21 protein-coding genes are annotated in these 21,281 nt (G+C 55.5%); 12 read left to right on the top strand and 9 right to left on the bottom strand.

The annotated features are described in order from the left end of the window. Positions 1-32 precede the first annotated feature (32 nt). Both ALB80_RS13790 and secB read left to right on the top strand, forming a co-directional pair. Positions 33-533 (top strand): FxsA family protein, encoded by a 501-nt coding sequence (locus ALB80_RS13790; protein WP_050604655.1) that lies wholly within the window; start codon positions 33-35, stop codon positions 531-533. A 54-nt stretch (positions 534-587) separates the two neighbouring features. After that, complete coding sequence (secB, locus tag ALB80_RS13785; RefSeq protein ID WP_050604654.1) at positions 588-1,088, top strand: protein-export chaperone SecB; 501 nt, start codon at positions 588-590, stop codon at positions 1,086-1,088. A gap of 24 nt (positions 1,089-1,112) precedes the next feature. Here the strand turns inward: secB and dnaQ are convergent, their stop codons facing one another. From dnaQ to ALB80_RS13765, 4 genes are read right to left on the bottom strand one after another with little or no spacing between them, the layout of a single operon-like run. Beyond that, positions 1,113-1,835: a DNA polymerase III subunit epsilon gene (dnaQ, locus tag ALB80_RS13780; protein ID WP_050604653.1), complete on the bottom strand. Its 723-nt coding sequence runs from the start codon at positions 1,833-1,835 to the stop codon at positions 1,113-1,115. After that, positions 1,828-2,421, bottom strand: coding sequence for a dephospho-CoA kinase (gene coaE, locus ALB80_RS13775; RefSeq protein ID WP_050604652.1), 594 nt, complete (start codon positions 2,419-2,421; stop codon positions 1,828-1,830). Before coaE ends, dnaQ begins: the two co-directional genes overlap by 8 nt. Then, positions 2,418-3,251: a shikimate dehydrogenase gene (locus tag ALB80_RS13770; RefSeq protein ID WP_050604651.1), complete on the bottom strand. Its 834-nt coding sequence runs from the start codon at positions 3,249-3,251 to the stop codon at positions 2,418-2,420. The genes coaE and ALB80_RS13770 overlap by 4 nt, the downstream gene beginning before the upstream one ends. After that, complete coding sequence (locus ALB80_RS13765; protein ID WP_050604650.1) at positions 3,248-3,847, bottom strand: nucleoside triphosphate pyrophosphatase; 600 nt, start codon at positions 3,845-3,847, stop codon at positions 3,248-3,250. Before ALB80_RS13765 ends, ALB80_RS13770 begins: the two co-directional genes overlap by 4 nt. 405 nt (positions 3,848-4,252) lie before the next feature. On the opposite strand from ALB80_RS13765, the gene ALB80_RS13760 reads away from it, so the two are divergent. The 7 genes from ALB80_RS13760 to ALB80_RS13730 all read left to right on the top strand — a co-directional run bounded on the left by ALB80_RS13760 (position 4,253) and on the right by ALB80_RS13730 (position 11,625). Then, positions 4,253-4,702: a CopD family protein gene (locus tag ALB80_RS13760; RefSeq protein ID WP_050604649.1), complete on the top strand. Its 450-nt coding sequence runs from the start codon at positions 4,253-4,255 to the stop codon at positions 4,700-4,702. A gap of 122 nt (positions 4,703-4,824) precedes the next feature. Beyond that, positions 4,825-6,096, top strand: coding sequence for a transcription termination factor Rho (rho, locus tag ALB80_RS13755; protein WP_050604648.1), 1,272 nt, complete (start codon positions 4,825-4,827; stop codon positions 6,094-6,096). Positions 6,097-6,127: 31 nt separating this feature from the next. After that, on the top strand, positions 6,128-7,414 hold the full coding sequence (mnmE, locus tag ALB80_RS13750) for a tRNA uridine-5-carboxymethylaminomethyl(34) synthesis GTPase MnmE (RefSeq protein ID WP_050604647.1): 1,287 nt from the start codon (positions 6,128-6,130) through the stop codon (positions 7,412-7,414). A 12-nt stretch (positions 7,415-7,426) separates the two neighbouring features. After that, positions 7,427-9,295, top strand: a complete 1,869-nt coding sequence (gene mnmG, locus ALB80_RS13745; RefSeq protein WP_050604701.1) for a tRNA uridine-5-carboxymethylaminomethyl(34) synthesis enzyme MnmG — start codon at positions 7,427-7,429, stop codon at positions 9,293-9,295. Further along, positions 9,292-9,912: a 16S rRNA (guanine(527)-N(7))-methyltransferase RsmG gene (rsmG, locus tag ALB80_RS13740; protein ID WP_050604646.1), complete on the top strand. Its 621-nt coding sequence runs from the start codon at positions 9,292-9,294 to the stop codon at positions 9,910-9,912. The genes mnmG and rsmG overlap by 4 nt, the downstream gene beginning before the upstream one ends. Continuing rightward, positions 9,905-10,708, top strand: coding sequence for a ParA family protein (locus ALB80_RS13735; RefSeq protein ID WP_050604645.1), 804 nt, complete (start codon positions 9,905-9,907; stop codon positions 10,706-10,708). Before rsmG ends, ALB80_RS13735 begins: the two co-directional genes overlap by 8 nt. 20 nt (positions 10,709-10,728) lie before the next feature. Further along, entirely contained in the window at positions 10,729-11,625 is an 897-nt protein-coding gene (locus ALB80_RS13730) for a ParB/RepB/Spo0J family partition protein (protein ID WP_050604644.1), read from the top strand. Here ALB80_RS13730 and ALB80_RS13725 read toward each other — a convergent pair. The 4 genes from ALB80_RS13725 to rph are packed head-to-tail and all read right to left on the bottom strand — an operon-like array spanning position 11,615 to position 14,439. Continuing rightward, positions 11,615-11,968: a YbaN family protein gene (locus ALB80_RS13725; protein ID WP_050604643.1), complete on the bottom strand. Its 354-nt coding sequence runs from the start codon at positions 11,966-11,968 to the stop codon at positions 11,615-11,617. The two genes, ALB80_RS13730 and ALB80_RS13725, sit on opposite strands and share 11 nt — an antisense overlap. Positions 11,969-11,970: 2 nt before the next feature. Continuing rightward, positions 11,971-13,125, bottom strand: a complete 1,155-nt coding sequence (gene hemW / locus ALB80_RS13720) for a radical SAM family heme chaperone HemW (protein ID WP_050604642.1) — start codon at positions 13,123-13,125, stop codon at positions 11,971-11,973. Beyond that, a complete protein-coding gene (gene rdgB / locus ALB80_RS13715) occupies positions 13,115-13,729 on the bottom strand; it encodes an RdgB/HAM1 family non-canonical purine NTP pyrophosphatase (RefSeq protein WP_050604641.1) in 615 nt (204 codons plus the stop codon). The genes hemW and rdgB overlap by 11 nt, the downstream gene beginning before the upstream one ends. After that, a complete protein-coding gene (gene rph / locus ALB80_RS13710; protein WP_050604640.1) occupies positions 13,726-14,439 on the bottom strand; it encodes a ribonuclease PH in 714 nt (237 codons plus the stop codon). Before rph ends, rdgB begins: the two co-directional genes overlap by 4 nt. A 112-nt stretch (positions 14,440-14,551) precedes the next feature. Here rph and hrcA point away from each other — a divergent pair, with 112 nt between their 5' ends. Further along, positions 14,552-15,616, top strand: a complete 1,065-nt coding sequence (hrcA, locus tag ALB80_RS13705) for a heat-inducible transcriptional repressor HrcA (RefSeq protein WP_050604639.1) — start codon at positions 14,552-14,554, stop codon at positions 15,614-15,616. Between the two features lie 10 nt (positions 15,617-15,626). Further along, positions 15,627-16,190, top strand: a complete 564-nt coding sequence (locus ALB80_RS13700; RefSeq protein WP_050604638.1) for a nucleotide exchange factor GrpE — start codon at positions 15,627-15,629, stop codon at positions 16,188-16,190. Between the two features lie 56 nt (positions 16,191-16,246). Here the strand turns inward: ALB80_RS13700 and mutS are convergent, their stop codons facing one another. Further along, the gene (mutS, locus tag ALB80_RS13695; protein WP_050604637.1) at positions 16,247-18,862 is read right to left on the bottom strand and encodes a DNA mismatch repair protein MutS; all 2,616 of its coding nucleotides are present in this window, start codon (positions 18,860-18,862) and stop codon (positions 16,247-16,249) included. A 163-nt stretch (positions 18,863-19,025) separates the two neighbouring features. Between mutS and ALB80_RS13690 the strand changes: the two genes are divergently transcribed. After that, on the top strand, positions 19,026-21,281 hold the full coding sequence (locus ALB80_RS13690; RefSeq protein ID WP_050604636.1) for an NADP-dependent malic enzyme: 2,256 nt from the start codon (positions 19,026-19,028) through the stop codon (positions 21,279-21,281).

Raw genomic sequence — 21,281 nt, 5'->3', positions numbered from 1 at the left:
CACAGCCCGGCCTAAGGGAAAGGATAACGTAAATGTACCTGTTCTTGGCATTTTTGTTGGTGCCTATCATCGAGATTGCGCTGTTTATTCAGGTTGGTGGCCTGATCGGCCTTTGGCCAACCCTTGCTATCGTTGTGCTAACCGCTGTCTTGGGTACGGTTTTGGTGCGGACACAAGGTCGCATGGCGCTGGGGAATTTGCAGAGTTCGTTTGCTGAACTGGACGACCCGACCGAGCCCTTGGCCCATGGTGCGATGATCCTACTGTCCGGTGCACTATTGCTGACACCGGGGTTTTTTACCGACGCCGTGGGATTTGCATTGCTGGTTCCGGGCGTTCGTGTTGCTGTATTTCGTTATCTCAGGTCGAAAGTCACCGTGGCTCATTTCCAGATGGGGCCGGGAGCCGGATTTCAGTCGCGCGAGAATCCTTTCGGGCAAGGGGACATCATTGACGGGGAATTCAGCGAAGTTCGCCCGAAAAAAGAGCCTTCAAAGCCGTCGAAATGGGTGGAAGGCCCCCACCAGCATTGAGGTGCCGCGCCCAACTTGCTAAGCAGTGGCGAAATTTAATTTTGGAGTAGATCCATGGCCGAAGAAAACGCTGCAGAAAACACTGCGGCCCAAGCCGCCCCGCAGGTTCAGATGCGTGTTCTGGGGCAGTTCATCCGTGACATGTCCTTTGAAAACGTGATGGCGCAGAAGGGTGTGTCAGGCGACGTGCAGCCGGAAATTGCGGTTCAGGTGAACCTGGACGCCAAGAAACGCAGCGCCGATCATCAGTTCGAAGTGTCCATCAAGCTGAACCTGACATCAAAGGCCAAAGGCCTGGATGACGTGCTGTTCATGTGCGAGCTGGACTATTGCGGTCTGTTCCACGTGGAAGGTGTGTCGGAAGATCAGCTGCACCCGTTCCTGATGATCGAATGCCCGCGGATGCTGTTCCCGTTCCTGCGCCGTATTGTCAGCGACATCACCCGCGATGGCGGCTTCCCGCCAGTGAACCTGGACAATATCGATTTCGTGGCTCTGTATCGCAACGAATTGATGCGTCGTCAGGCCGAACAGGCCCAGAAAACAGACGCCTAAGGGTTTGACCCGTGCCTGAACCGATCAGGCGCGGGTCCATAGGGCGCTTTCGCCCAGTTTTCCAACAAATGCTTCGTGTGCTGCGCGTTCATCCTCGGTGATCCGGGATGGCAATGGTGTCGCGCGCGGTGTTGGTCGCCAATCATCGCTGCCGCCCGCCGCAGAAGACGCAGATGTCGAAAGGCCGAAATCTGGCTGCCGCCCACCGATCAGCTCCAGATACACCTCGGCCAGAATTTCAGAGTCGAGCAAAGCGCCGTGCAGAACGCGGTTCGAGTTATCGATATTGAAACGACGACACAGCGCATCCAGTGACGCCGGAGAGCCGGGAAACCGTTTGCGGGCGATTGCCAGCGTATCCAGCGCTTGCTCCATCGGGATTAACGTCGCGCCCATCCTTTTCAGTTCGGCGTTCAGGAACTTCATATCGAACGACGCGTTGTGGATCACCAGCCGCGCATCCCCAACAAAGTCACGAAACCCATGACCAACCTTGGCAAAAACCGGCTTGTCTTTCAGCGTCACCTCACCCTTTTCCGGTGGGCGCGGGTTGTCCAACAGGTCTGGACCAATGCCATGCACGCCAAACGCCTCATCCGGCATACCCCGTTCAGGATTGATATAGACGTGATACGTCTCACCCGTGGCGACGTGGTTCCACAGCTCAACGGCACCGATTTCAACGATCCGGTCCCCGCTTTCGGGGTCGAATCCGGTGGTTTCGGTATCGAGTACAATCTCACGCATTGGCCATCCCCGCCCGTATCTGCCTGACCACATCCTGCACCTGCGCGCGGGCGTGGTCCAGAGTGTCTGTCACGATCACAAAATCCGATCGCGCGCATTTCTCTTCATTTGGCATCTGCTTGGAGCGGATCTCTTCGAACTGCACCTCGGTCATTGTTCCACGCTTCAGGACGCGGCGCTTTTGTTCATCTGCTGGGATCGAAACACATGCTATCGCGTCCATCGCTGCATCTCCGCCGGTTTCAAACAAAAGCGGAATGTCGAACACTGAAATATCGGTTGATGTGCTTTCGCGGAATTCCGCGCGGTCGGCAGCGACCAAGGGATGAACAATGGCCTCAATAACCTTCAACACATCAGCATCAGCGGCAATAATCTGTTTCAACCCATCCCGGCTGACAGCTCCGTCAACAATCGCGGCAGGGAAGGATGCACGCATAGGTTCAACCGCTGTGCCTCCGGGCGCATACAACCGATGCACTGCTGCATCCGCATCCCACAGGGCGCAACCTTCTTCGACAAACATCTGCGCCGTGGTGCTTTTCCCCATGCCAATGGAACCGGTAAGGCCAAGGGCAAAGCTCATGCCAAAGCCGCCTTGCGCGTTTCCGCGTCCACTTCGGGGCGGACACCGAACCAGCGTTCAAAGCCGGGAACTGCCTGGTGCAGCAACATGCCCAAACCATCGACCGTGGTGCAGCCAGCCTCTTCTGCGGTTTGCAACAGATGTGTTTTCAAAGGGGCATAAACCAAATCTGTGACCACGGTGCCGGGCTGCAACCCATCCAGGGGAACTCGCAACTCGGGCTGGCCCTGCATACCCAATGAGGTTGTGTTCACCACCAGTTCCGCGTTTTCGATGACATTCCCGGCCTGAACCCAGTCGACAACACGGATGCGCTGACCGAACTCTTCTTTCAGATGATCCGCACGGGCGCGCGTTCGGTTGGCCAACAGGATTTCCGGCACGCCTGCATCGGACAAGGCTTGCAGAACCGCACGTGCCGCCCCGCCGGCACCGAACACAACGGCTGGTCCGTCTTTGGCATTCCAGTCCGGCGCTCCGCTGCGCAGGTTTTCCATGAAACCGTACCCATCGGTGTTATCCGCGTGGATCGAGCCATCTTCACGGAACACCAGTGTATTCGCAGCGCCAATCACAGTCGCGCGGTCGGATACGTGATCTGCAATCTTCAAAGCTGCTTCTTTATGGGGAACGGTAACATTCGCCCCAACAAAACCTGCTTTGGGTAGAGTGCGCAGCACAGTCTCTAGGTCCGCGGATGCAACATCCATCGGGATGTAATGTCCGGCAAGGCCGTAGGTCTTCAGCCAATGGCCATGCAGTTTCGGGGAACGGGAGTGTCCGATGGGATGTCCGATCACCCCGGCCAGAGGAACCCGGTAGTCCGTCATTGATCGATCACCCCTTTGACAGCCAGAAAGTTGAGAAGCTCCAACAGGGGCATACCCAAAACGTTAAAATAGTCGCCGTCAATGGTGGCGAACAGGCGGACACCTTCTTCTTCCAGCTTATATGCGCCGACTGAATGACGGATACTGTCCCAGTTCCGAGAAACATAGTCCTTCAGATAGGCATCGGAACTGGCCCGCATCCGCAATCGCACCTGTCCCACATGCCGCCAGATCGGTTCGTCATCCTGATAGATCACCGCCGCCGACAAAAGCATGTGCCGCTTGCCACGCATGGCTTTCAGCTGAGCGATTGCCTGTTCGGGAGTTTCGGGCTTCGACAGCAGCTGACCGTCAAAATCCAGAACCTGATCACAACCCATAACCATAGCACCAGGGTTCTTGTGACTGACCTTGCGGGCTTTCATTTCGGCAAGCGTATCAGCAATATCCCGTGGTGATGCGTTTTCGGCCAGTAGGGCGCGTTTGGCCATCTCTTCATCCACGCGTGCAGTTTGAACCGTGAATGGAACACCTGCGTTCTTGAGCAGCTGCGCCCGAATGGCAGATCCTGAGGCGAGAAGAATGGGGACAGACATGTGGAAAACCCCGTGTGCAAGTCGATGAGAGTTCTGGGGTGCTTTGTATGGTTTTCCGGTTGACACGCAACCCCGGGAAATTCGCAACAAAGATCCTCGAGTCGCTCAAATCCCATCCAGCCGGGACAAGGATAACTTTGAAAACCGGGATAACCTGATTATCCCATGATACCCAAAGAGTTATCCCCAAATCCCATCTTAGTATCAGTGTCATAAGATATTGTTTTTATTGTATAATTTTTAGTTTCAACAGAATCACCCTAAATTTCGAATGCTCTGTCCACATGGGGAAAACACTTGTGTAAAAAAGTAATCCACGGAATTTGCCTACCCTACAAAACCATCATCCTTTTTCTTTTCTTATTTTTTTATTAGGGAGAGTCCCGAACAACGCCCGGAGCCGAAATGACAGATCTTCTTTTCACGCTGTACCCGTGGGTGAAGTCACTCCATATCATGGCTGTGATCTCATGGATGGCAGGTCTGTTCTATCTGCCTAGACTATTCGTCTATCATGTTGAGAAAGCGCAATCAGTCGAAGGTGCGCAGGACATCTTCTTTGAAATGGAAGAAAAGCTGCTGCGTGTGATCATGCGCCCTGCGATGATCGTGGCTTGGGTCTGTGGCCTGATCATGGTGTTCACGCCGGGCATTGTTGGATGGGATTGGGCGTGGCCGTGGGTAAAGGGTGCCGCAGTAATCGGCATGACCTGGTTTCATCACTGGCTGATGGCACGGCGCAAAGATTTTCTGGAAGGGCAAAACAAGCTCACTGGGCGGCAGTATCGCATGATGAACGAGGTTCCCACCATTCTGATGGTTGTCATCGTTCTGGCGGTCGTTCTGAAGTTCTGAGGGCCTATTTGACTCCGAACGCTGTCGCGCTTATGTAAGAACCAACACGCCCGTCCGGGCGGCGTATCTTCCGTACTGAAATTCCACTTCGTGCCGCAAACTCAGCGGTGAAGGTTTGTATCATGACAACAGAATCTCTGAATCTGGCCGATCTGAAAGCCAAAAGCCCCAAAGACCTTTTGGCGATGGCCGAAGAGCTGGAGATCGAAAACGCCTCGACCATGCGAAAAGGCGAGATGATGTTCCAGATCCTGCGTGAACGCGCGGATGAAGGCTGGACCGTTGGCGGCGATGGCGTGCTGGAGGTTCTTCAGGACGGTTTCGGTTTCCTGCGCTCGCCCGAGGCGAACTATCTGCCGGGTCCGGACGACATCTATGTCTCGCCCGAGATGATCCGCCAGCACTCGTTGCGGACCGGGGATACGGTTGAAGGCGATATTAAGGCTCCCGACGAAAATGAGCGCTATTTTGCACTGATCAAAGTTACAAAGATCAACTTTGAAGATCCTGAAAAAGCCAAGCACAAGATCGCCTTTGACAACCTGACACCGCTCTATCCCGATGAGCGTCTGAAAATGGAGGTCGAAGATCCCACCATCAAAGACAAATCCGCGCGTGTCATCGATCTGGTGTCTCCCATAGGTAAGGGTCAGCGTTCTTTGATCGTGGCGCCACCGCGGACCGGTAAGACCGTGATCCTGCAAAACATCGCCAACTCGATCGAAAAGAACCACCCTGAATGCTATCTGATCGTCCTGCTGATCGATGAACGCCCCGAAGAGGTGACCGACATGCAGCGCTCGGTGAAGGGTGAGGTTGTATCCTCGACCTTTGACGAACCGGCAACGCGCCACGTGGCCGTGTCAGAAATGGTTATCGAAAAAGCCAAGCGTTTGGTCGAACATAAACGAGATGTTGTTATTCTTCTCGACTCGATAACAAGACTTGGTAGGGCGTTTAACACTGTGGTCCCATCCTCGGGTAAAGTTCTGACCGGCGGTGTGGATGCCAACGCCCTGCAACGGCCCAAGCGGTTCTTTGGTGCCGCGCGGAACATTGAAGAGGGCGGTTCGCTGACCATTATCGCCACCGCGCTGATCGACACCGGCAGCCGTATGGACGAGGTGATTTTTGAAGAATTCAAAGGCACAGGTAACTCGGAAATCGTTCTGGATCGCAAGATTGCAGACAAGCGCGTGTTCCCGGCCATCGACATCCTCAAATCCGGCACCCGGAAAGAGGACCTGCTGGTCGACAAGGGTGATTTGGCCAAGACTTTTGTTCTGCGCCGTATTCTCAACCCGATGGGAACGACAGACGCAATCGAGTTCCTGCTGTCGAAGTTGAAGCAGACCAAGACAAACTCGGAATTCTTCGATTCAATGAACACCTGACGCCGAACCGGTTCTGACGCGGGGGCTATTCATGGATACGATATTTGCCCTGGCCAGCGCGCAAGGCAAAGCTGGAGTGGCGGTCATACGCCTCTCGGGCCAAGACTCGCATTCTGCGGCGGCGCGATTGACAGGCGGCACGCTACCTGAACGTGGAATGGTTCTGCGTACCCTGCGAGATCAGGGCGGAGCACGTCTGGACGACGGATTGGTCCTCACATTCCAAGCTCCGGCCAGTTTCACCGGCGAAGATGTGGCAGAGCTTCAGATCCATGGCAGTACTGCGTCCGTCAACGCTGTGCTGCGATGCTTGTCGGATACTGATGGGCTGCGCATCGCGGAACCGGGTGAGTTCACGCGCCGGGCGCTTGAAAATGGTAAAATGGACCTGACGCAGGTCGAAGGTTTGGCCGACCTGATCGACGCTGAAACCGAGGCGCAGCGCAAGCAAGCACAAACCATTTTGGCTGGCGAGCTGGGCACTTTGGCAGAACGGTGGCGTCAGGATTTGATACGGGCTGCGTCCTTGTTGGAAGCTGTTATCGACTTTGCTGATGAAGAGGTTCCAACAGATGTAACGCCTGAAGTCCGTGAACTGATCCAGGGCGTCATGTCTGACCTTCGCCGCGAGGCAGATGGTGTGAAAATCGCCGAACGTATACGCACTGGGTTTGAAGTTGCAATCGTGGGGCTTCCGAATGCAGGTAAATCTACTCTTTTGAATGCTTTAGCCGGTCGAGAGGCCGCAATTACCTCAGAATATGCTGGAACCACGCGTGATGTGATTGAAGTTCGGATGGATCTTGCTGGATTACCAGTGACTTTGTTGGATACGGCCGGGTTGCGAGAAACCGAAGACCATGTCGAAAACCTGGGCATCGAGCTGGCGCGTAGCAGAGCAGAGGCTGCCGACCTACGTGTTTTCCTGTCAGATACACCGGAAGAACTTGGTGTTGGGAAGCAAGAGGGCGATATTCATGTTCTGCCAAAGGCTGACCTTCGAGGTGAAAAAAGTCATGGTGTATCTGGAAAAACAGGGCAGGGGCTCGATGCGCTTGTAGACCAGATTTCGTATGTATTGGGTGAAAGAACCACTACCCATGGTATTGCAACACGGGAACGCCATCGCGTTGCGATCAATAGGGCGTTGGATTCTCTCCAGTCGGCGATATCGGTTCTGGAATCAGGCCCAGACCTGTATGATATCGTGGCAGAAGAACTGAGAACCGCCATACGCGCTCTTGAATCTCTGGTTGGCAGAATAGATGTCGAAACACTGCTGGATGAAATCTTCTCTAGCTTCTGTTTGGGAAAGTAAGGAGTGTTTCACGTGAAACATTCGAAGTTTGATGTCATCGTAATTGGCGCAGGACACGCCGGGACCGAGGCCGCTCATGCCTCTGCGCGGATGGGTGCTAATACCGCGTTGGTAACCCTATCAGCGTCAGACATAGGTGTTATGTCTTGTAACCCGGCGATTGGGGGCTTGGGGAAAGGCCACCTGGTTCGCGAGATTGACGCGCTTGATGGCGTTATGGGACTTGTCGCGGACCAAGCGGGCATTCAATTTCGTTTATTGAACCGCCGAAAGGGACCGGCAGTGCAGGGTCCTAGAACACAAGCAGACCGCGCCCTTTATCGGGCAGCGATGCAGGGAGAAACGCAGAATCAGATCAACCTGTCTGTTATCGTCGGTGAGGTTGTCGACTTTCTCATGGATGGATCGCGCGTTTCCGGCGTGCTACTTTCGGACGGATCAGAGATTGCTGGTCGCGCAGTTATACTGACATCCGGGACATTTCTGCGTGGTGTCATTCATATCGGTGATGTGTCCCGCCCTGGTGGACGGATGGGAGACCGCCCTTCTGTCAAGCTTGCCGAACGTCTGGATAGTTATGATTTACCGTTGGGACGTTTGAAAACAGGTACGCCACCTCGCCTGGACGGGCGGACAATCGACTGGTCCGACCTAGAGCGTCAAGACGGGGACGAAAAGCCAACACTGTTCTCGTTTCTATCTACGGACGTGGTCGCACCGCAGATTTCCTGTGGAATCACACATACCAACGCAAAAACACATGAGATCATCGAGGCCAATCTTTCGAAGTCAGCGATGTATGGCGGCCATATTGACGGCATAGGTCCTCGATACTGTCCCTCTATTGAGGATAAGATCGTACGATTTGCAGACAAAGAATCGCATCAGATTTTCCTGGAACCCGAAGGGGTGAACGATCACACAATCTACCCCAATGGTATTTCGACGTCACTTCCTCAAGACGTGCAGTTGCAGTATGTCCGATCCATAAAAGGCCTTGAAAGCGCAGAGATCTTACAGCCGGGTTATGCTATTGAGTATGACTACGTCGATCCTCGTGTTTTAACTGGAACTCTGTCGCTTCCCGATGTTCCGGGGCTGTATTTGGCGGGTCAGATCAATGGAACCACAGGGTATGAGGAAGCGGCCGCGCAAGGTATGGTTGCCGGCCTCAATGCCGCACTGGAAGTGCACGGCCGTGATCCTGTACATTTTACCAGATCCGACAGCTATATCGGAGTTATGATAGATGACCTGACAACACGCGGCGTGGCTGAACCCTACCGGATGTTTACCTCGCGGGCAGAGTTTCGTCTTTCCCTTCGCGCAGATAACGCAGACCAACGCTTGACGCCAGTCGGGATAGAGCTCGGATGCGTTGGGTCTCACCGCCGGGCACATTTTGAAGACAAAATGGACCAGCTTGATGAGGTGAAGGCTAAGCTGACTAAGCGAACCTACACGCCAAAAGAAGTGCTTTCCGCTGGGATAAACGTCAACCAAGATGGGAATCGCCGCGACGGGATGGCGATCCTGGCCTTTCCGGACGTATCTTTTGATAGCTTGCTGCCTTTGATCCCGGATCTGAAAGATGTAGAGGAAAAAATCAGGCTTCAGGTCGAACGTGATGCGCTTTATGCAAACTACATTGCTCGCCAGAAACGCGATGTGGAAGCGATGAAGCGGGATGAATCATATGTTATTCCACGCGACTTCGATTATTTCTCCTTGGAAGGCTTGTCATCGGAGATGAAGCAAAAGCTTTCGCAGGCGAAACCTTCGAATATCGCCCAGGCAAGCCGGGTCGAGGGGGTTACACCCGCTGCGCTGACGCTTGTGCTCGCAAAGCTCCGCCGCGATGACAGGGCGCGACGGGCATGACTGCAGAATATTCCACATTTGAGCGTTTGAATGTTTCACGTGAAACATTTGAGCGATTGGAAGCCTACGTTGATCTCGTGAAACGCTGGAATCCCAAGATCAATCTTGTGTCCCGCAATAGTCTGGAGCACATCTGGGATCGCCATATCCTCGACTCTGTGCAGGTTTATAATTGTGCTGATCAGTTCGAAAACTGGGTGGATATCGGAAGCGGAGGCGGGTTTCCGGGGATGGTATGCGCTTTGATTGCGGCTGAACATTCACCGGACTCCCAGTTTTCCTTTGTTGAAAGCGATCAAAGGAAGTCCGCTTTCTTACGTAGTGTTGCGCGGGAATGTGGAATTAAGTGCACTGTGGTTTCAAAACGAATCGAAAGTGTTGATCCTTTGGATGCGGATGTCCTTTCTGCCCGTGCATTGGCAGAGTTGCGGATATTATTGTCCTTTTGCGACAGGCATTTAAGTAGGAATGGTACCGCTTTGTTGCCCAAAGGCGCAAACTGGAAAAAAGAACTATCAGAGGCTCAAGAAGAATGGAAATTCGATGTCGAGCCGATTACAAGTTTAACTGAACCTCAGGCCGTTATCCTTAAAATCAAAGGAGTATCACGTGGTTGATCTGTCCCGACCTTCAGGACCTCGGATTATAGCGGTCGCCAATCAGAAGGGCGGGGTAGGGAAGACCACCACAGCAATCAACTTGGCGGCGGGTTTGGCGGAATCCGGTTGCCGGGTTTTGGTGGTTGATCTTGACCCTCAGGGAAATGCGTCCACCGGTTTGGGTGTAGAGGATCGGGATTGGACAACTTATGATCTCATCCTTGACGATGCTCCGTTGGAGGCCGTCGTTCAGGAAACGGAAATCGAAAATCTTCTGGTTGTTCCAGCTACAGTCGATCTGAGTTCGGCTGACATTGAATTGATATCCAACGAGAAACGCAGCTATTTGTTGCATGATGCGCTGCGACAGACTGCGGTTGATGTCTACAACCTGGACTTTATCCTTATTGATTGCCCGCCGTCGTTGAACCTGTTGACCGTCAACGCGATGGTGGCGGCGCATTCGGTCCTTGTACCGCTGCAAAGTGAGTTCTTTGCTCTGGAAGGTCTCTCTCAGCTTATGCTGACGATCCGGGAAGTTCGACAAACCGCGAATCCTGACCTGAGAATCGAAGGTGTTGTGTTGACCATGTATGACAACCGCAACAACTTGTCCCGTCAGGTCGAAAAGGATGCGCGTGACAATCTGGGTGAGATGGTCTTTAAGACAAAGATACCCAGAAATGTGCGGGTCAGTGAGGCACCGTCGTATGCGCTGCCTGTCTTGCAATACGACTCGGGTTCGCTTGGTGCGATGGCTTATCGGCATCTGGCCCGCGAGATCATGCACAAGAACAACAAGACCGCTGCTTAGGCGGAAGTGAGGAGGGCGGCATGAGCGCCAAGAAAGCAAAATCCAGAGGGTTGGGGCGCGGGCTGTCCGCTCTTATGGCGGATGTAAATCCCGAAACGGAAGGGCGAGTACTGACCGAAGCGCGTCGGCCTGATCTGAAGGTTCCTGTTGAAAAGCTGAAGGCCAACCCCAATCAGCCCCGCCGCACTTTCCTGCCCGAACAGCTGGACGAGCTGGCCGCTTCGGTTAAGGAAAAGGGCATTATCCAGCCTTTGATTGTGCGTTCAACCGGAGTCGATGAATATGAGATCGTTGCAGGTGAACGCCGTTGGCGCGCGGCGCAAATGGCTCAGCTGCATGAAATTCCGGTCATTGTGCGGGATTTCGACGACACCGAAGTTCTGGAAGTTGCAATCATAGAAAACATCCAGCGTGCGGACCTGAACGCCGTGGAAGAAGCCGCTGGCTATAAGCAGCTAATGGATCGCTTTGGCCACACGCAGGAAAAACTTGCCGAGGCCTTGGGTAAAAGCCGTAGCCATATCGCCAACCTTCTGCGTCTTTTGTCTTTGCCGTTGGATGTTCAAGCTCTTGTTATTGAAGGGAAAATATCGGCAGGACATGCGCGGGCGCTGATTACGGCCGAAAACCCTTCGGAGTTGGCGAAGCAGATCGTCAAAGGGGGTCTGTCGGTGCGTGCAACCGAAGCTTTGGTTAAGAAGCAGCAACAAGGTGATGCTGGGCGTCCTACGCCGCGGTCCAGAAACCTGGACGCGGACAAGGATGCCGATACACGGGCGTTGGAAAAAGATCTGTCTGCAATTCTGGCGATGAAGGTCTCGATCAATCACAAGGCTGGAACTGAAACGGGTCAGGTTGTCCTGACGTATGAGAACCTGGACCAGCTTGACGATCTGTGTGCCAAGCTCAGCCGTTAGGTCGCGTCCAGATAAAGGCCATTACACCGCCCAGGACGACGGCTTGAATGGCCAGAACGAAATTCGGGGCGGACATCCAAATTGAGAGACCAAATACGGCGGCGACTGAAACAGTCGCCGCCTTTTTTGCCGCAGGTCGAATAGCGCCAGAGCTCTGCCAGTCTTGTATCAACGATCCGAACAGTTGATGAGTCAGCAGCCAAGTGTGCAAGCGTGAAGAAGATCGGGCAAAGAAAAATGCTGCCAAAAGCAGGAATGGAACAGTTGGCAGAAGGGGAAGGACAACCCCAACCATCGCCAGCGCAACACAAAAAAGTCCCAGTCCGGCCCAAAGGTAATGCATGGTTAGCTCAAAAGCTCCCGAATGACGGCGTTCAGTACGGCACGACCGTCTGCTGTTGCCCGAAGCCTGCCGTTTTCATGTTCAATCATTTTGATCCCGATCAGGTGGTCAATGGTATCTTCTGAGAGCTTTCGACCCGCTAAGCGCTCCCACCTATCTGTATCTAGGCCTTCTGAAATCCTCATACCCATCATAAGGTATTCATTGGCCTGATCTTCAAGAGTTAGCGCTGTTCGCCCTTTCTCTCCGCTGCTGCGCGTAGTCGCATCAAGCCAGCGCTGTGGATTCAGGTAGGTCTCGGTCGCGTATTTCTGTTCGTTCAGAGTAAGTCGCCCATGGGCACCGGGACCAATGCCCACATAGTCTCCGTAACGCCAATAGATCAGATTGTGTTGCGACTGCGCGCCCGTGCGCGCGTGGTTGGACACCTCATAAGCGGGTAACCCATGTGCTTCACAAATTTCCTGCGTGATCAGATACATGTCGGCGGCGCTGTCGTCCTCTGGCAGACCACGTAGTTTTCCAACGGCATAGCGGTCGCCAAAGGCAGTTCCGTCCTCGATCGTCAATTGGTACAGCGACAGGTGGTCCACGGCCATCGACAGGGCTTCGCTTAGTTCCGCACGCCAGGCTTCGGGTGTTTGGTGCTGTCTGGCATAGATCAGATCAAAACTGACGCGATCAAAGCAGGTCCGGGCGATGTCAAAGGCGGCGCGGGCCTCGGCAACTGAATGAATGCGGCCCAGGCGACGCAAATCTTCGTCATTCAGGGCCTGAACCCCCATCGAGATTCTATTGACGCCCGCGTCCCGATAGGCCGCAAACCGGCCAGCCTCGACCGAGCCGGGATTGGCCTCCAGCGTGATTTCCATGTCGTTGGAGGGGTGCCAGAGCGCGCGCGCCTCATCAATAACCGCAGAAACGGTTTCCGGGTCCATCAGGGAGGGGGTGCCACCCCCAAAAAAGATCGTGTTCAGTACCCGATCTGGCGTTTCAGCGGCAGAGCGTTTCAGCTCGATCAGATAACAGCCAAGCCATTGTTTTTGATCAATTTTATTTGAAACATGGCTGTTGAAATCGCAATAGGGGCATTTGGCCTCGCAAAAAGGCCAATGGACATACAGGCCAAAGCCCCCGTTGCGCCAATCATCTGCCAAAGCAGCCTTTCACGAACTTCTCAACCGCGCGGCCGCGGTGGCTGATCTTGTTCTTTTCCCAGCGATCCATCTCGGCAAATGTAATGTCGTACCCGTCAGGAACAAACATCGGGTCGTAGCCAAATCCGCCTTCACCACGAATGGGCCAGACCAGGTGGCCGGGGGCGATGCCTTCGAACACTTCATCATGGCCGTCGGGCCAAGCCAGCACCAGAGTACTACGGAATTGCGCGGTGCGGGGGTGTGGGGCGTTTTTTGCCTCCAACTCATCATGCGCGCGGGTCATGGCCATCAGGAAATCGCGGCCGTTGCCGGTTTCCGCCCAATCCGCAGTGTAGACACCGGGCGCGCCGTCCAGCGCATCGATGGTGATCCCGGAATCGTCCGACAGGGCAGGCAGACCCGTGGCTTTGGCGGCGGCGTGGGCTTTGATCCGCGCGTTGCCTACAAATGTGTCCTCGGTTTCTTCCGGCTCGGGCAAGTTCATATCCCCAGCACCCACAACAGTGACACCAAATGGCTCGAGGAGATGCGTCACCTCTTCAAGTTTGCCTTTGTTATGGGTGGCGACCAGCAGCCTGTCCCCATCGAACGTGCGGGTCATGCCGTTGCGGCTTTCTGGGCAGCAGCCAATTCGCCGACGCCCTTTTCGGCCAGATCCATCAGCTGATCCATTTGCGCACGGCTAAAGACAGAACCTTCGGCACTCATCTGCACTTCGATCAGTTTACCCGATCCGGTCATGATGAAGTTGCCATCGACACCGGCTTCGCTGTCTTCGGGATAATCCAAATCCAGCACCGGCTGACCGGCATAAATACCGCAGGACACAGCCGCAACAGGGTCTACCAAGGGGTCCGAGATCACGTCGCCCGTTTTCATCAGCTTGTTCACAGCCAGGCGCAGGGCCACCCATCCGCCGGTGATCGAGGCGCAACGTGTCCCACCATCTGCCTGAATCACATCGCAGTCCACGGTGATCTGACGCTCACCCAGTGCAACGCGATCCACACCGGCGCGCAGGGCGCGGCCGATCAGACGCTGGATTTCCACAGTACGACCGCCTTGCTTGCCACTGGCAGCTTCACGCCGCATCCGGGTGTTGGTGGCGCGGGGTAGCATACCGTACTCTGCTGTGACCCAGCCCAGGCCCGAACCCTTGATAAAGGGCGGCACGCGATCCTCGATCGTTGCAGTGCACAATACGTGTGTGTCGCCCATTTTGATCAGGCAGGAACCTTCGGCATGTTTGGTGAACCCCGTTTCGATTGAAACGGCGCGCATTTCGCTTAAATCTCTTCCAGAGGGTCGCATCGGAATTCCTTTGTTTGCTGAGTTGGGGATAACGCCCCGCAGCGTTACGATGCAACCCCGATTGACCTTTCATTTGCCTGCTATTTAATGACGAACGAGCAGGGGAAGACGCATGAGCGAAGCAAGCAAGATTCTGGACGAAATGAACACCCGGTCACGGGAAGTGTTCCGGCTGATTGTCGAGAGCTATCTGGAAAGCGGTGAACCCGTCGGCAGCCGTACGTTGACGCGTACCTTGTCCGAGAAAGTCAGCGCCGCCACCGTTCGCAATGTGATGCAGGATCTGGAATTCCTGGGCCTTTTGGACAGCCCTCATGTCAGTGCCGGTCGAATTCCGACGCAGCAGGGTCTGCGGATGTTTGTGGACGGGTTGCTTGAGGTCGGAGATCTGGGCGCGGATGATCGGCAGAAACTGGAACAGACTTTAGGCTCTAACACGGGCGATGTTGGCGGTATGCTCGACCGTGTGGGTTCGGCTTTGTCACACGTGACACAAGGGGCGTCGCTGGTATTGACGCCCAAGTATGAATCGGAAATCAAGCATATTGAATTCGTATCGCTGGGCCATGATCGGGCTTTGGTGGTTCTGGTTTTCTCGGATGGTCATGTGGAAAACCGTCTGTTCAGCCCACCACCTGGACAAACCCCCAGTTCAATGCGCGAGGCCGCGAACTTCCTCAATGCGCTCATCGAGGGGCGAACGCTTAGCGAAGTGCGTCGGCAGATGCAGACGCAGATCGATGCACGCAAGCAGGAAATCGACATTCTGGCGCGTGAGATGGTGGAAAGCGGAATGGCCGCCTGGGACGGAGATGGTAGCGACTCGGCCCGTTTGATCGTGCGCGGGCGAGCGAATCTGTTGAACGAACCGGGTCAGGTCGAGGAACTTGAACGGATTCGGACCCTGTTTGATGATCTGGAACGCAAGCGGGACATCGCAGAATTTCTTGAATTGACCGAAGATGGCGAAGGTGTGCGCATTTTTATTGGGTCTGAGAACAAACTTTTCTCACTTTCGGGTTCCTCTTTGGTGGTGTCTCCATATATGAACGCTGATCGAAAGATAATCGGTGCGGTCGGGGTCATCGGACCCACGCGTCTGAATTATGGACGGATCGTGCCGATTGTGGATTATACGGCGCAACTGGTCGGAAAACTGATATCCGACCGGAGCTAGAGGGTAAGAGATGGCAGAGCCCAAGAACGAAGATTTTCTGGACGATATCGCAACCGCCGAAGCGGAAGAGCTGGCCGAAGAGCTGATGGATATCAGCGAAGAAGAACTGGAGCTGGACGCGCTGCGTGCCGAGCGGGACGACTACAAAGACAAATTCATGCGCGCATTGGCAGATGCCGAGAATGCGCGTAAACGTGGCGACAAGGCGCGTCGCGATGCGGAACAGTATGGCGGGTCGAGACTGGCCCGCGACATGCTGCCGGTTTACGACAACATGAAACGTGCGCTTGAAGCCGCGACGGATGAGCAGAAAGAAGTTGCCGCCGGTCTGCTGGAAGGCGTTGAGCTGACGATGCGTGCGTTGAAGGATGTGTTCCAGAAGCACGGGATTGAGGTGATCACACCTGAGGTTGGCGACCGGTTCGATCCCAATGTGCATGAGGCCATGTTTGAGGCACCGGTGCCGGGCACCAAGGCCGGAGACATCATTCAGGTTTCCGCCGAAGGGTTTATGCTGCACGACCGCCTGCTGCGTCCGGCGCAGGTGGGCGTGTCTTCGATGCCTGCAAGCTAATTGGCTTCAAAGAAGCTAAGCATTTAGCGCAAGAATTATTGAAGATATAGGGGCGGTCAGGATCTGGCCGCCTCTTTCAGTTTGTAGATCAGGTCGAGCGCTTCGCGGGGGCTGAGTTCGTCGGGCAAGACATCGTTCAACATATCCGTGACAGGAGATGCCTTTGGGGCAGGTGGCGGAGGTGGCGACACGGCTGAAAACAACGGCAGATCGTCGATCAGGGCCTTCTGCTTGCCGCCTTCCCGCTCGGTTTTCTCGAGTTGATCCAATACGATACGGGCTCGTTCCACGACCGACGTGGGCAGGCCGGCAAGCTGTGCAACTTGCACACCGTAAGATCGGTCGGCGGCGCCTTTGTGGACCTCGTGCAGGAAGATCACCTCACCTTCCCATTCCTTGACCGCAACGGTTGCGTTGTCCACGCCTTCCAGTTTACCAGCCAAAGCGGTAAGCTCGTGATAGTGTGTGGCGAACAGAGCGCGGCATTTGTTGATGGCGTGCAGATGCTCCAGAGTCGCCCAGGCAATGGACAACCCATCATAAGTTGCTGTTCCACGCCCGATTTCATCGAGGATAACCAGGGCGCGGTCATCGGCCTGGTTTAGAATTGCAGCGGTTTCGACCATTTCGACCATGAAAGTCGAGCGTCCTCGGGCCAGGTCATCCGACGCGCCGACCCGGCTGAACAATTGGCTGACAACACCGATATGGGCTTGTTCAGCAGGCACATAGCTACCTATTTGTGCCAGCAGAGCGATCAGGGCGTTTTGGCGCAGGAAGGTCGATTTACCAGCCATGTTGGGGCCGGTCAGCAACCAGATGGCCGCACCGTCATCCGCGCTGAGATCGCAGTCGTTGGCAATGAAGGCATCGCCGCTTTGCTGCCGCAGGGCGTGTTCAACGACCGGATGTCGACCGCCCACCACGCTGAACGTGCGCGATGTGTCCACTTGTGGTCGGCACCAGTTTTCTCCGCGCGCCAAATCGGCGAGCGCGGCGGTCAAATCCAGCTCCGCCAACCCACGGGCGGCTTGATTAAGTCGCGCCGCAAGGGCCAAAATATCATCAGAAAGCCCTTGATAGAGCCGCTTTTCGATCTCAAGTGCCAGATTCCCGGCGTTTAGGATACGGGTTTCGATCTCAGAGAGTTCAACGGTGGTGAACCGCACCTGATTGGCGGTAGTCTGACGATGAATATAGGTCTCGCTGAACGGTGGGCTCAGCATCTTCTCGGCATGGGTTGCCGTGGTTTCGATGAAATACCCCAGCACGTTGTTGTGCTTGATCTTAAGCGAGGTGATACCCGTGTGTTCCGCGTATTTCTGCTGAAAGCCGGCGATGACCGAGCGGCCTTCGTCGCGCAGGGTGCGGGCTTCGTCCAGTTCGGCTTCGAAACCGGGGGCGATGAAGCCGCCGTCACGCGCCAGCAGGGGCGGTTCCGCAACCAACGCTTCGTCCAGAAGGTTTAAGAGATCGTCAAACCCGGTCAGGTTTTGAACGGCGGTAGATAGCAATACTGGCAACTCTTGAACACTGCACAAGTTGGCAATTGCGGCCGCTTGCTCCAACCCGTTGCGGATGGCAGCCAGATCGCGCGGACCACCCCGTTCCAGCGACAAGCGAGACAAGGCGCGGTCCAGATCCGGTGTTTTCCGCAGTGCTTCACGCAGGTCTGACGCAATCAGGCTGTCTTCCGCTGCGAAGCTTACTGCATCCAGGCGCGCATGGATCACGTCCAGATTTCGGGACGGGCTGGACAGGCGTTGTTCCAACAATCGTGCTCCGCCCGGTGTCACGGTGCGATCGACCACGGACAACAAAGACCCGGCGCGACCACCAGAGAGAGATCGCGTCAGTTCCAGATTGCGGCGCGTGGCGGCATCGATCTGCACGACGCGGTCTTCTGATTCCTTGAGAGGGGTTTGCAGCAGGGGCAATTTGCCTTTTTGCGTGATCTCAAGATAGTCGATCAGTGCACCCATCGCCGAAACTTCGGCGCGACCGAAATTCCCGAATGCATCCAGCGCACCGACGTGAAACAAACCGCAAATGCGCTTTTCCGCCGCTGCGCTGTCAAAGCTGGCGCGTCCCACAGGTGTCAGAGAAATCCCCAGATCCCGAACCGGTTCATTGATCTTGTCTTGCACTCCGTCGGCCACGATCAACTCGGAAGGGGCCAGCCGCGCCAGTTCGGGGCTGAGGCGCGCGCCGGTCAAAGGCATCACGTGAAACGCGCCGGTCGAGATGTCGGCCCAAGCCAGCGCGGCTTCATCCCGCACCTCGGCATAGGCGGCCAGAAAGTTGTGGCGGCGGGCTTCAAGCAGGGCGTCTTCGGTCAGCGTTCCGGGCGTGACCAGACGCACCACATCGCGCCTTACGACTGATTTAGAGCCTCTTTTTTTGGCTTCTGCGGGGCTTTCCATCTGTTCGCATACAGCGACACGAAAACCCTTGCGGATCAGAGTTAGCAAGTAACCTTCGGCCGAATGCACCGGCACGCCGCACATCGGAATGTCTTCGCCGTTGTGCTTGCCGCGCTTGGTCAGGGCGATGTCCAGCGCTTCGGCTGCATTGACGGCATCTTCAAAGAACATCTCGTAAAAGTCGCCCATGCGATAAAACAGCAGGGCATCGGCGTGGGCCTTTTTAATTTCGAGATATTGCGCCATCATCGGCGTGACTGTGGACAAAAGCGGCCCCCTTTTGGCGTATTCCGGGCGCGACCTTACAAACCCGGCCCCCGCGACGAAAGGCGAAAACGTATTCTCGTTGAGGCGCGCCGTTGCCTGCGCTATCACGCACAAGTCCCACAGTTGTAAAGAAACGACCTATTCCATGCCCAAAGCGAAGATCACCAAAGAAGAAGCACTGGCCTTTCACCTCGACCCCACCCCCGGCAAGTGGGAGGTGCAGGCCACCGTTCCCATGACCACACAGCGTGATCTGTCGCTTGCTTATAGCCCCGGTGTGGCTGTTCCATGTGAAGCAATCGCGGCAAATCCCGAAACGGCTTATGACTACACCAACAAGGGCAACTTGGTGGCCGTGATTTCAAACGGAACCGCGGTTCTGGGTCTTGGCAACCTTGGTGCACTGGGCTCGAAGCCGGTGATGGAGGGTAAATCGGTCCTGTTCAAACGGTTCGCCGATGTGAACTCGATCGATATCGAACTGGACACCGAAGACCCGGATGAGTTCTGTCGCGCCGTGCGCCTGATGGGACCGACATTTGGCGGTATCAACCTTGAGGACATCAAGGCGCCCGAATGTTTCATCATCGAACAGCGCCTGAAGGAAGAGATGGACATCCCAGTCTTCCACGATGACCAGCACGGTACTGCGGTGATTTGTGCGGCGGGCCTGCTGAACGCCCTGCATATCTCGGGCAAAAAGATCGAGGATGTGAAAATCGTCTTGAATGGTGCGGGTGCGGCAGGGATCGCTTGTATCGAATTGCTGAAAGCGATGGGCGCGCGGCACGAGAATTGCATCGTCTGTGACACCAAAGGTGTGATCTATCAGGGCCGGACCGAAGGTATGAACCAGTGGAAGTCCGCCCACGCAATCACCACGGATCTGCGCACGCTGGAAGATGCCATGAAGGACGCGGATGTGTTCCTGGGCGTGTCGGTCAAAGGTGCAGTCACGCAGGAGATGGTCGCCAGCATGGCCGATAATCCGGTGATTTTCGCGATGGCGAACCCCGATCCCGAGATCACACCAGAAGAAGCGCACGAAGTCCGCGTTGATGCCATCGTGGCGACCGGGCGCAGCGACTACCCGAACCAGGTGAACAACGTTCTGGGCTTCCCCTATCTGTTCCGAGGCGCCTTGGACATCCACGCCAGGGCTATCAATGACGAGATGAAAATTGCCTGTGCCCATGCGCTGGCCAATCTGGCGCGCGAAGATGTACCGGATGAGGTTGCCATGGCGTATGGCAAATCGCTGACCTTTGGGCGCGACTATATCATCCCGACGCCGTTTGACCCGCGCCTGATCCACCGTATTCCTCCAGCTGTTGCGAAAGCCGGGATGAACACAGGGGCCGCACGCCGTCCGATCATTGACATGGAAGCCTATGAGTTGAGCCTCAAATCCCGGATGGACCCGACGGCCAGCATCCTGCGTGGCTTGAACGCGCGCGCGCGTCAGGCGCAAAGCCGCATGATATTTGCCGAGGGCGATGATCCCCGCGTGTTGCGTGCAGCAGTCATGTATCAGCGCTCGGGCTTTGGCAAAGCGCTGGTGGTTGGCCGAGCCGACGACGTCAAACTGAAGCTGGAAGAAGCGGGATTGGGCGATGCCGTACGCGAGTTGGAGGTGGTGAATGCCGCCAACACGGCGCATCTCGAGACCTATTCGAATTTCCTCTACGAACGCCTGCAGCGTAAAGGCTTTGATCGCAAGGATATTCACCGCCTGGCGGCGCGGGATCGGCACGTATTTTCGTCGCTGATGTTGGCGCATGGTCATGGCGACGGCCTGGTCACCGGAGCAACGCGCAAGTCTGCACATGTGCTTGACCGGATCAACCATGTGTTTGACGCGGATGCCGCTCATGGCGCTGCTGGTGTGACGGCATTGTTGCACAAGGGTCGGATCGTTCTGATTGGCGACACGCTGGTGCATGAATGGCCGGACGAAAACGATCTGGCCAACATTGCCGAGCGTTCCGCAGCCGTCGCCCAACACATGGGCCTGGAGCCCCGGGTGGCTTTTGTCAGTTTCTCTACCTTTGGCTATCCGGTTTCGGAGCGCGCTGAGAAAATGCACCGTGCGCCAGCGGTTCTGGACCAACGCGGCGTTGATTTTGAATATGAAGGCGAGATGACTGTGGATGTGGCGCTGAACGTGGATCAGCAGGTTGCCTATCCGTTCTCGCGGCTGACCGGCCCGGCAAATATCCTGATCGTTCCGGCGCGGCACTCGGCGTCGATCTCAACTAAATTGATGCAGGAAATGGGTGGCGCGACCGTGATCGGTCCGATCCTGTCGGGCATCGACAAACCGATTCAGGTCTGTTCGACCGTGTCGACCGCCAACGATATTCTGAACATGGCCATTCTGGCTTCATGTGACATTGGATAA

It is taken from the genome of Ruegeria sp. 6PALISEP08, from assembly GCF_001238295.1.
In the GTDB taxonomy this organism is placed as follows: Bacteria; Pseudomonadota; Alphaproteobacteria; order Rhodobacterales; family Rhodobacteraceae; genus Ruegeria.
Note: the sequence above shows the minus strand (reverse complement) of the source record. Positions and strands in the feature narration are given on the sequence as shown.

Bases quoted from the DNA above. Each gene is read 5' to 3' on its own strand.
- ALB80_RS13790 (WP_050604655.1), top strand. From the start codon at position 33: ATGTACCTGTTCTTGGCATTTTTGTTGGTGCCTATCATCGAGATTGCG.
- secB (WP_050604654.1), top strand. From the start codon at position 588: ATGGCCGAAGAAAACGCTGCAGAAAACACTGCGGCCCAAGCCGCCCCG.
- dnaQ (WP_050604653.1), bottom strand. From the start codon at position 1,835: ATGCGTGAGATTGTACTCGATACCGAAACCACCGGATTCGACCCCGAA.
- coaE (WP_050604652.1), bottom strand. From the start codon at position 2,421: ATGAGCTTTGCCCTTGGCCTTACCGGTTCCATTGGCATGGGGAAAAGC.
- ALB80_RS13770 (WP_050604651.1), bottom strand. From the start codon at position 3,251: ATGACGGACTACCGGGTTCCTCTGGCCGGGGTGATCGGACATCCCATC.
- ALB80_RS13765 (WP_050604650.1), bottom strand. From the start codon at position 3,847: ATGTCTGTCCCCATTCTTCTCGCCTCAGGATCTGCCATTCGGGCGCAG.
- ALB80_RS13760 (WP_050604649.1), top strand. From the start codon at position 4,253: ATGACAGATCTTCTTTTCACGCTGTACCCGTGGGTGAAGTCACTCCAT.
- rho (WP_050604648.1), top strand. From the start codon at position 4,825: ATGACAACAGAATCTCTGAATCTGGCCGATCTGAAAGCCAAAAGCCCC.
- mnmE (WP_050604647.1), top strand. From the start codon at position 6,128: ATGGATACGATATTTGCCCTGGCCAGCGCGCAAGGCAAAGCTGGAGTG.
- rsmG (WP_050604646.1), top strand. From the start codon at position 9,292: ATGACTGCAGAATATTCCACATTTGAGCGTTTGAATGTTTCACGTGAA.
- ALB80_RS13730 (WP_050604644.1), top strand. From the start codon at position 10,729: ATGAGCGCCAAGAAAGCAAAATCCAGAGGGTTGGGGCGCGGGCTGTCC.
- ALB80_RS13725 (WP_050604643.1), bottom strand. From the start codon at position 11,968: ATGCATTACCTTTGGGCCGGACTGGGACTTTTTTGTGTTGCGCTGGCG.
- rdgB (WP_050604641.1), bottom strand. From the start codon at position 13,729: ATGACCCGCACGTTCGATGGGGACAGGCTGCTGGTCGCCACCCATAAC.
- rph (WP_050604640.1), bottom strand. From the start codon at position 14,439: ATGCGACCCTCTGGAAGAGATTTAAGCGAAATGCGCGCCGTTTCAATC.
- hrcA (WP_050604639.1), top strand. From the start codon at position 14,552: ATGAGCGAAGCAAGCAAGATTCTGGACGAAATGAACACCCGGTCACGG.
- ALB80_RS13700 (WP_050604638.1), top strand. From the start codon at position 15,627: ATGGCAGAGCCCAAGAACGAAGATTTTCTGGACGATATCGCAACCGCC.
- mutS (WP_050604637.1), bottom strand. From the start codon at position 18,862: ATGATGGCGCAATATCTCGAAATTAAAAAGGCCCACGCCGATGCCCTG.
- ALB80_RS13690 (WP_050604636.1), top strand. From the start codon at position 19,026: ATGCCCAAAGCGAAGATCACCAAAGAAGAAGCACTGGCCTTTCACCTC.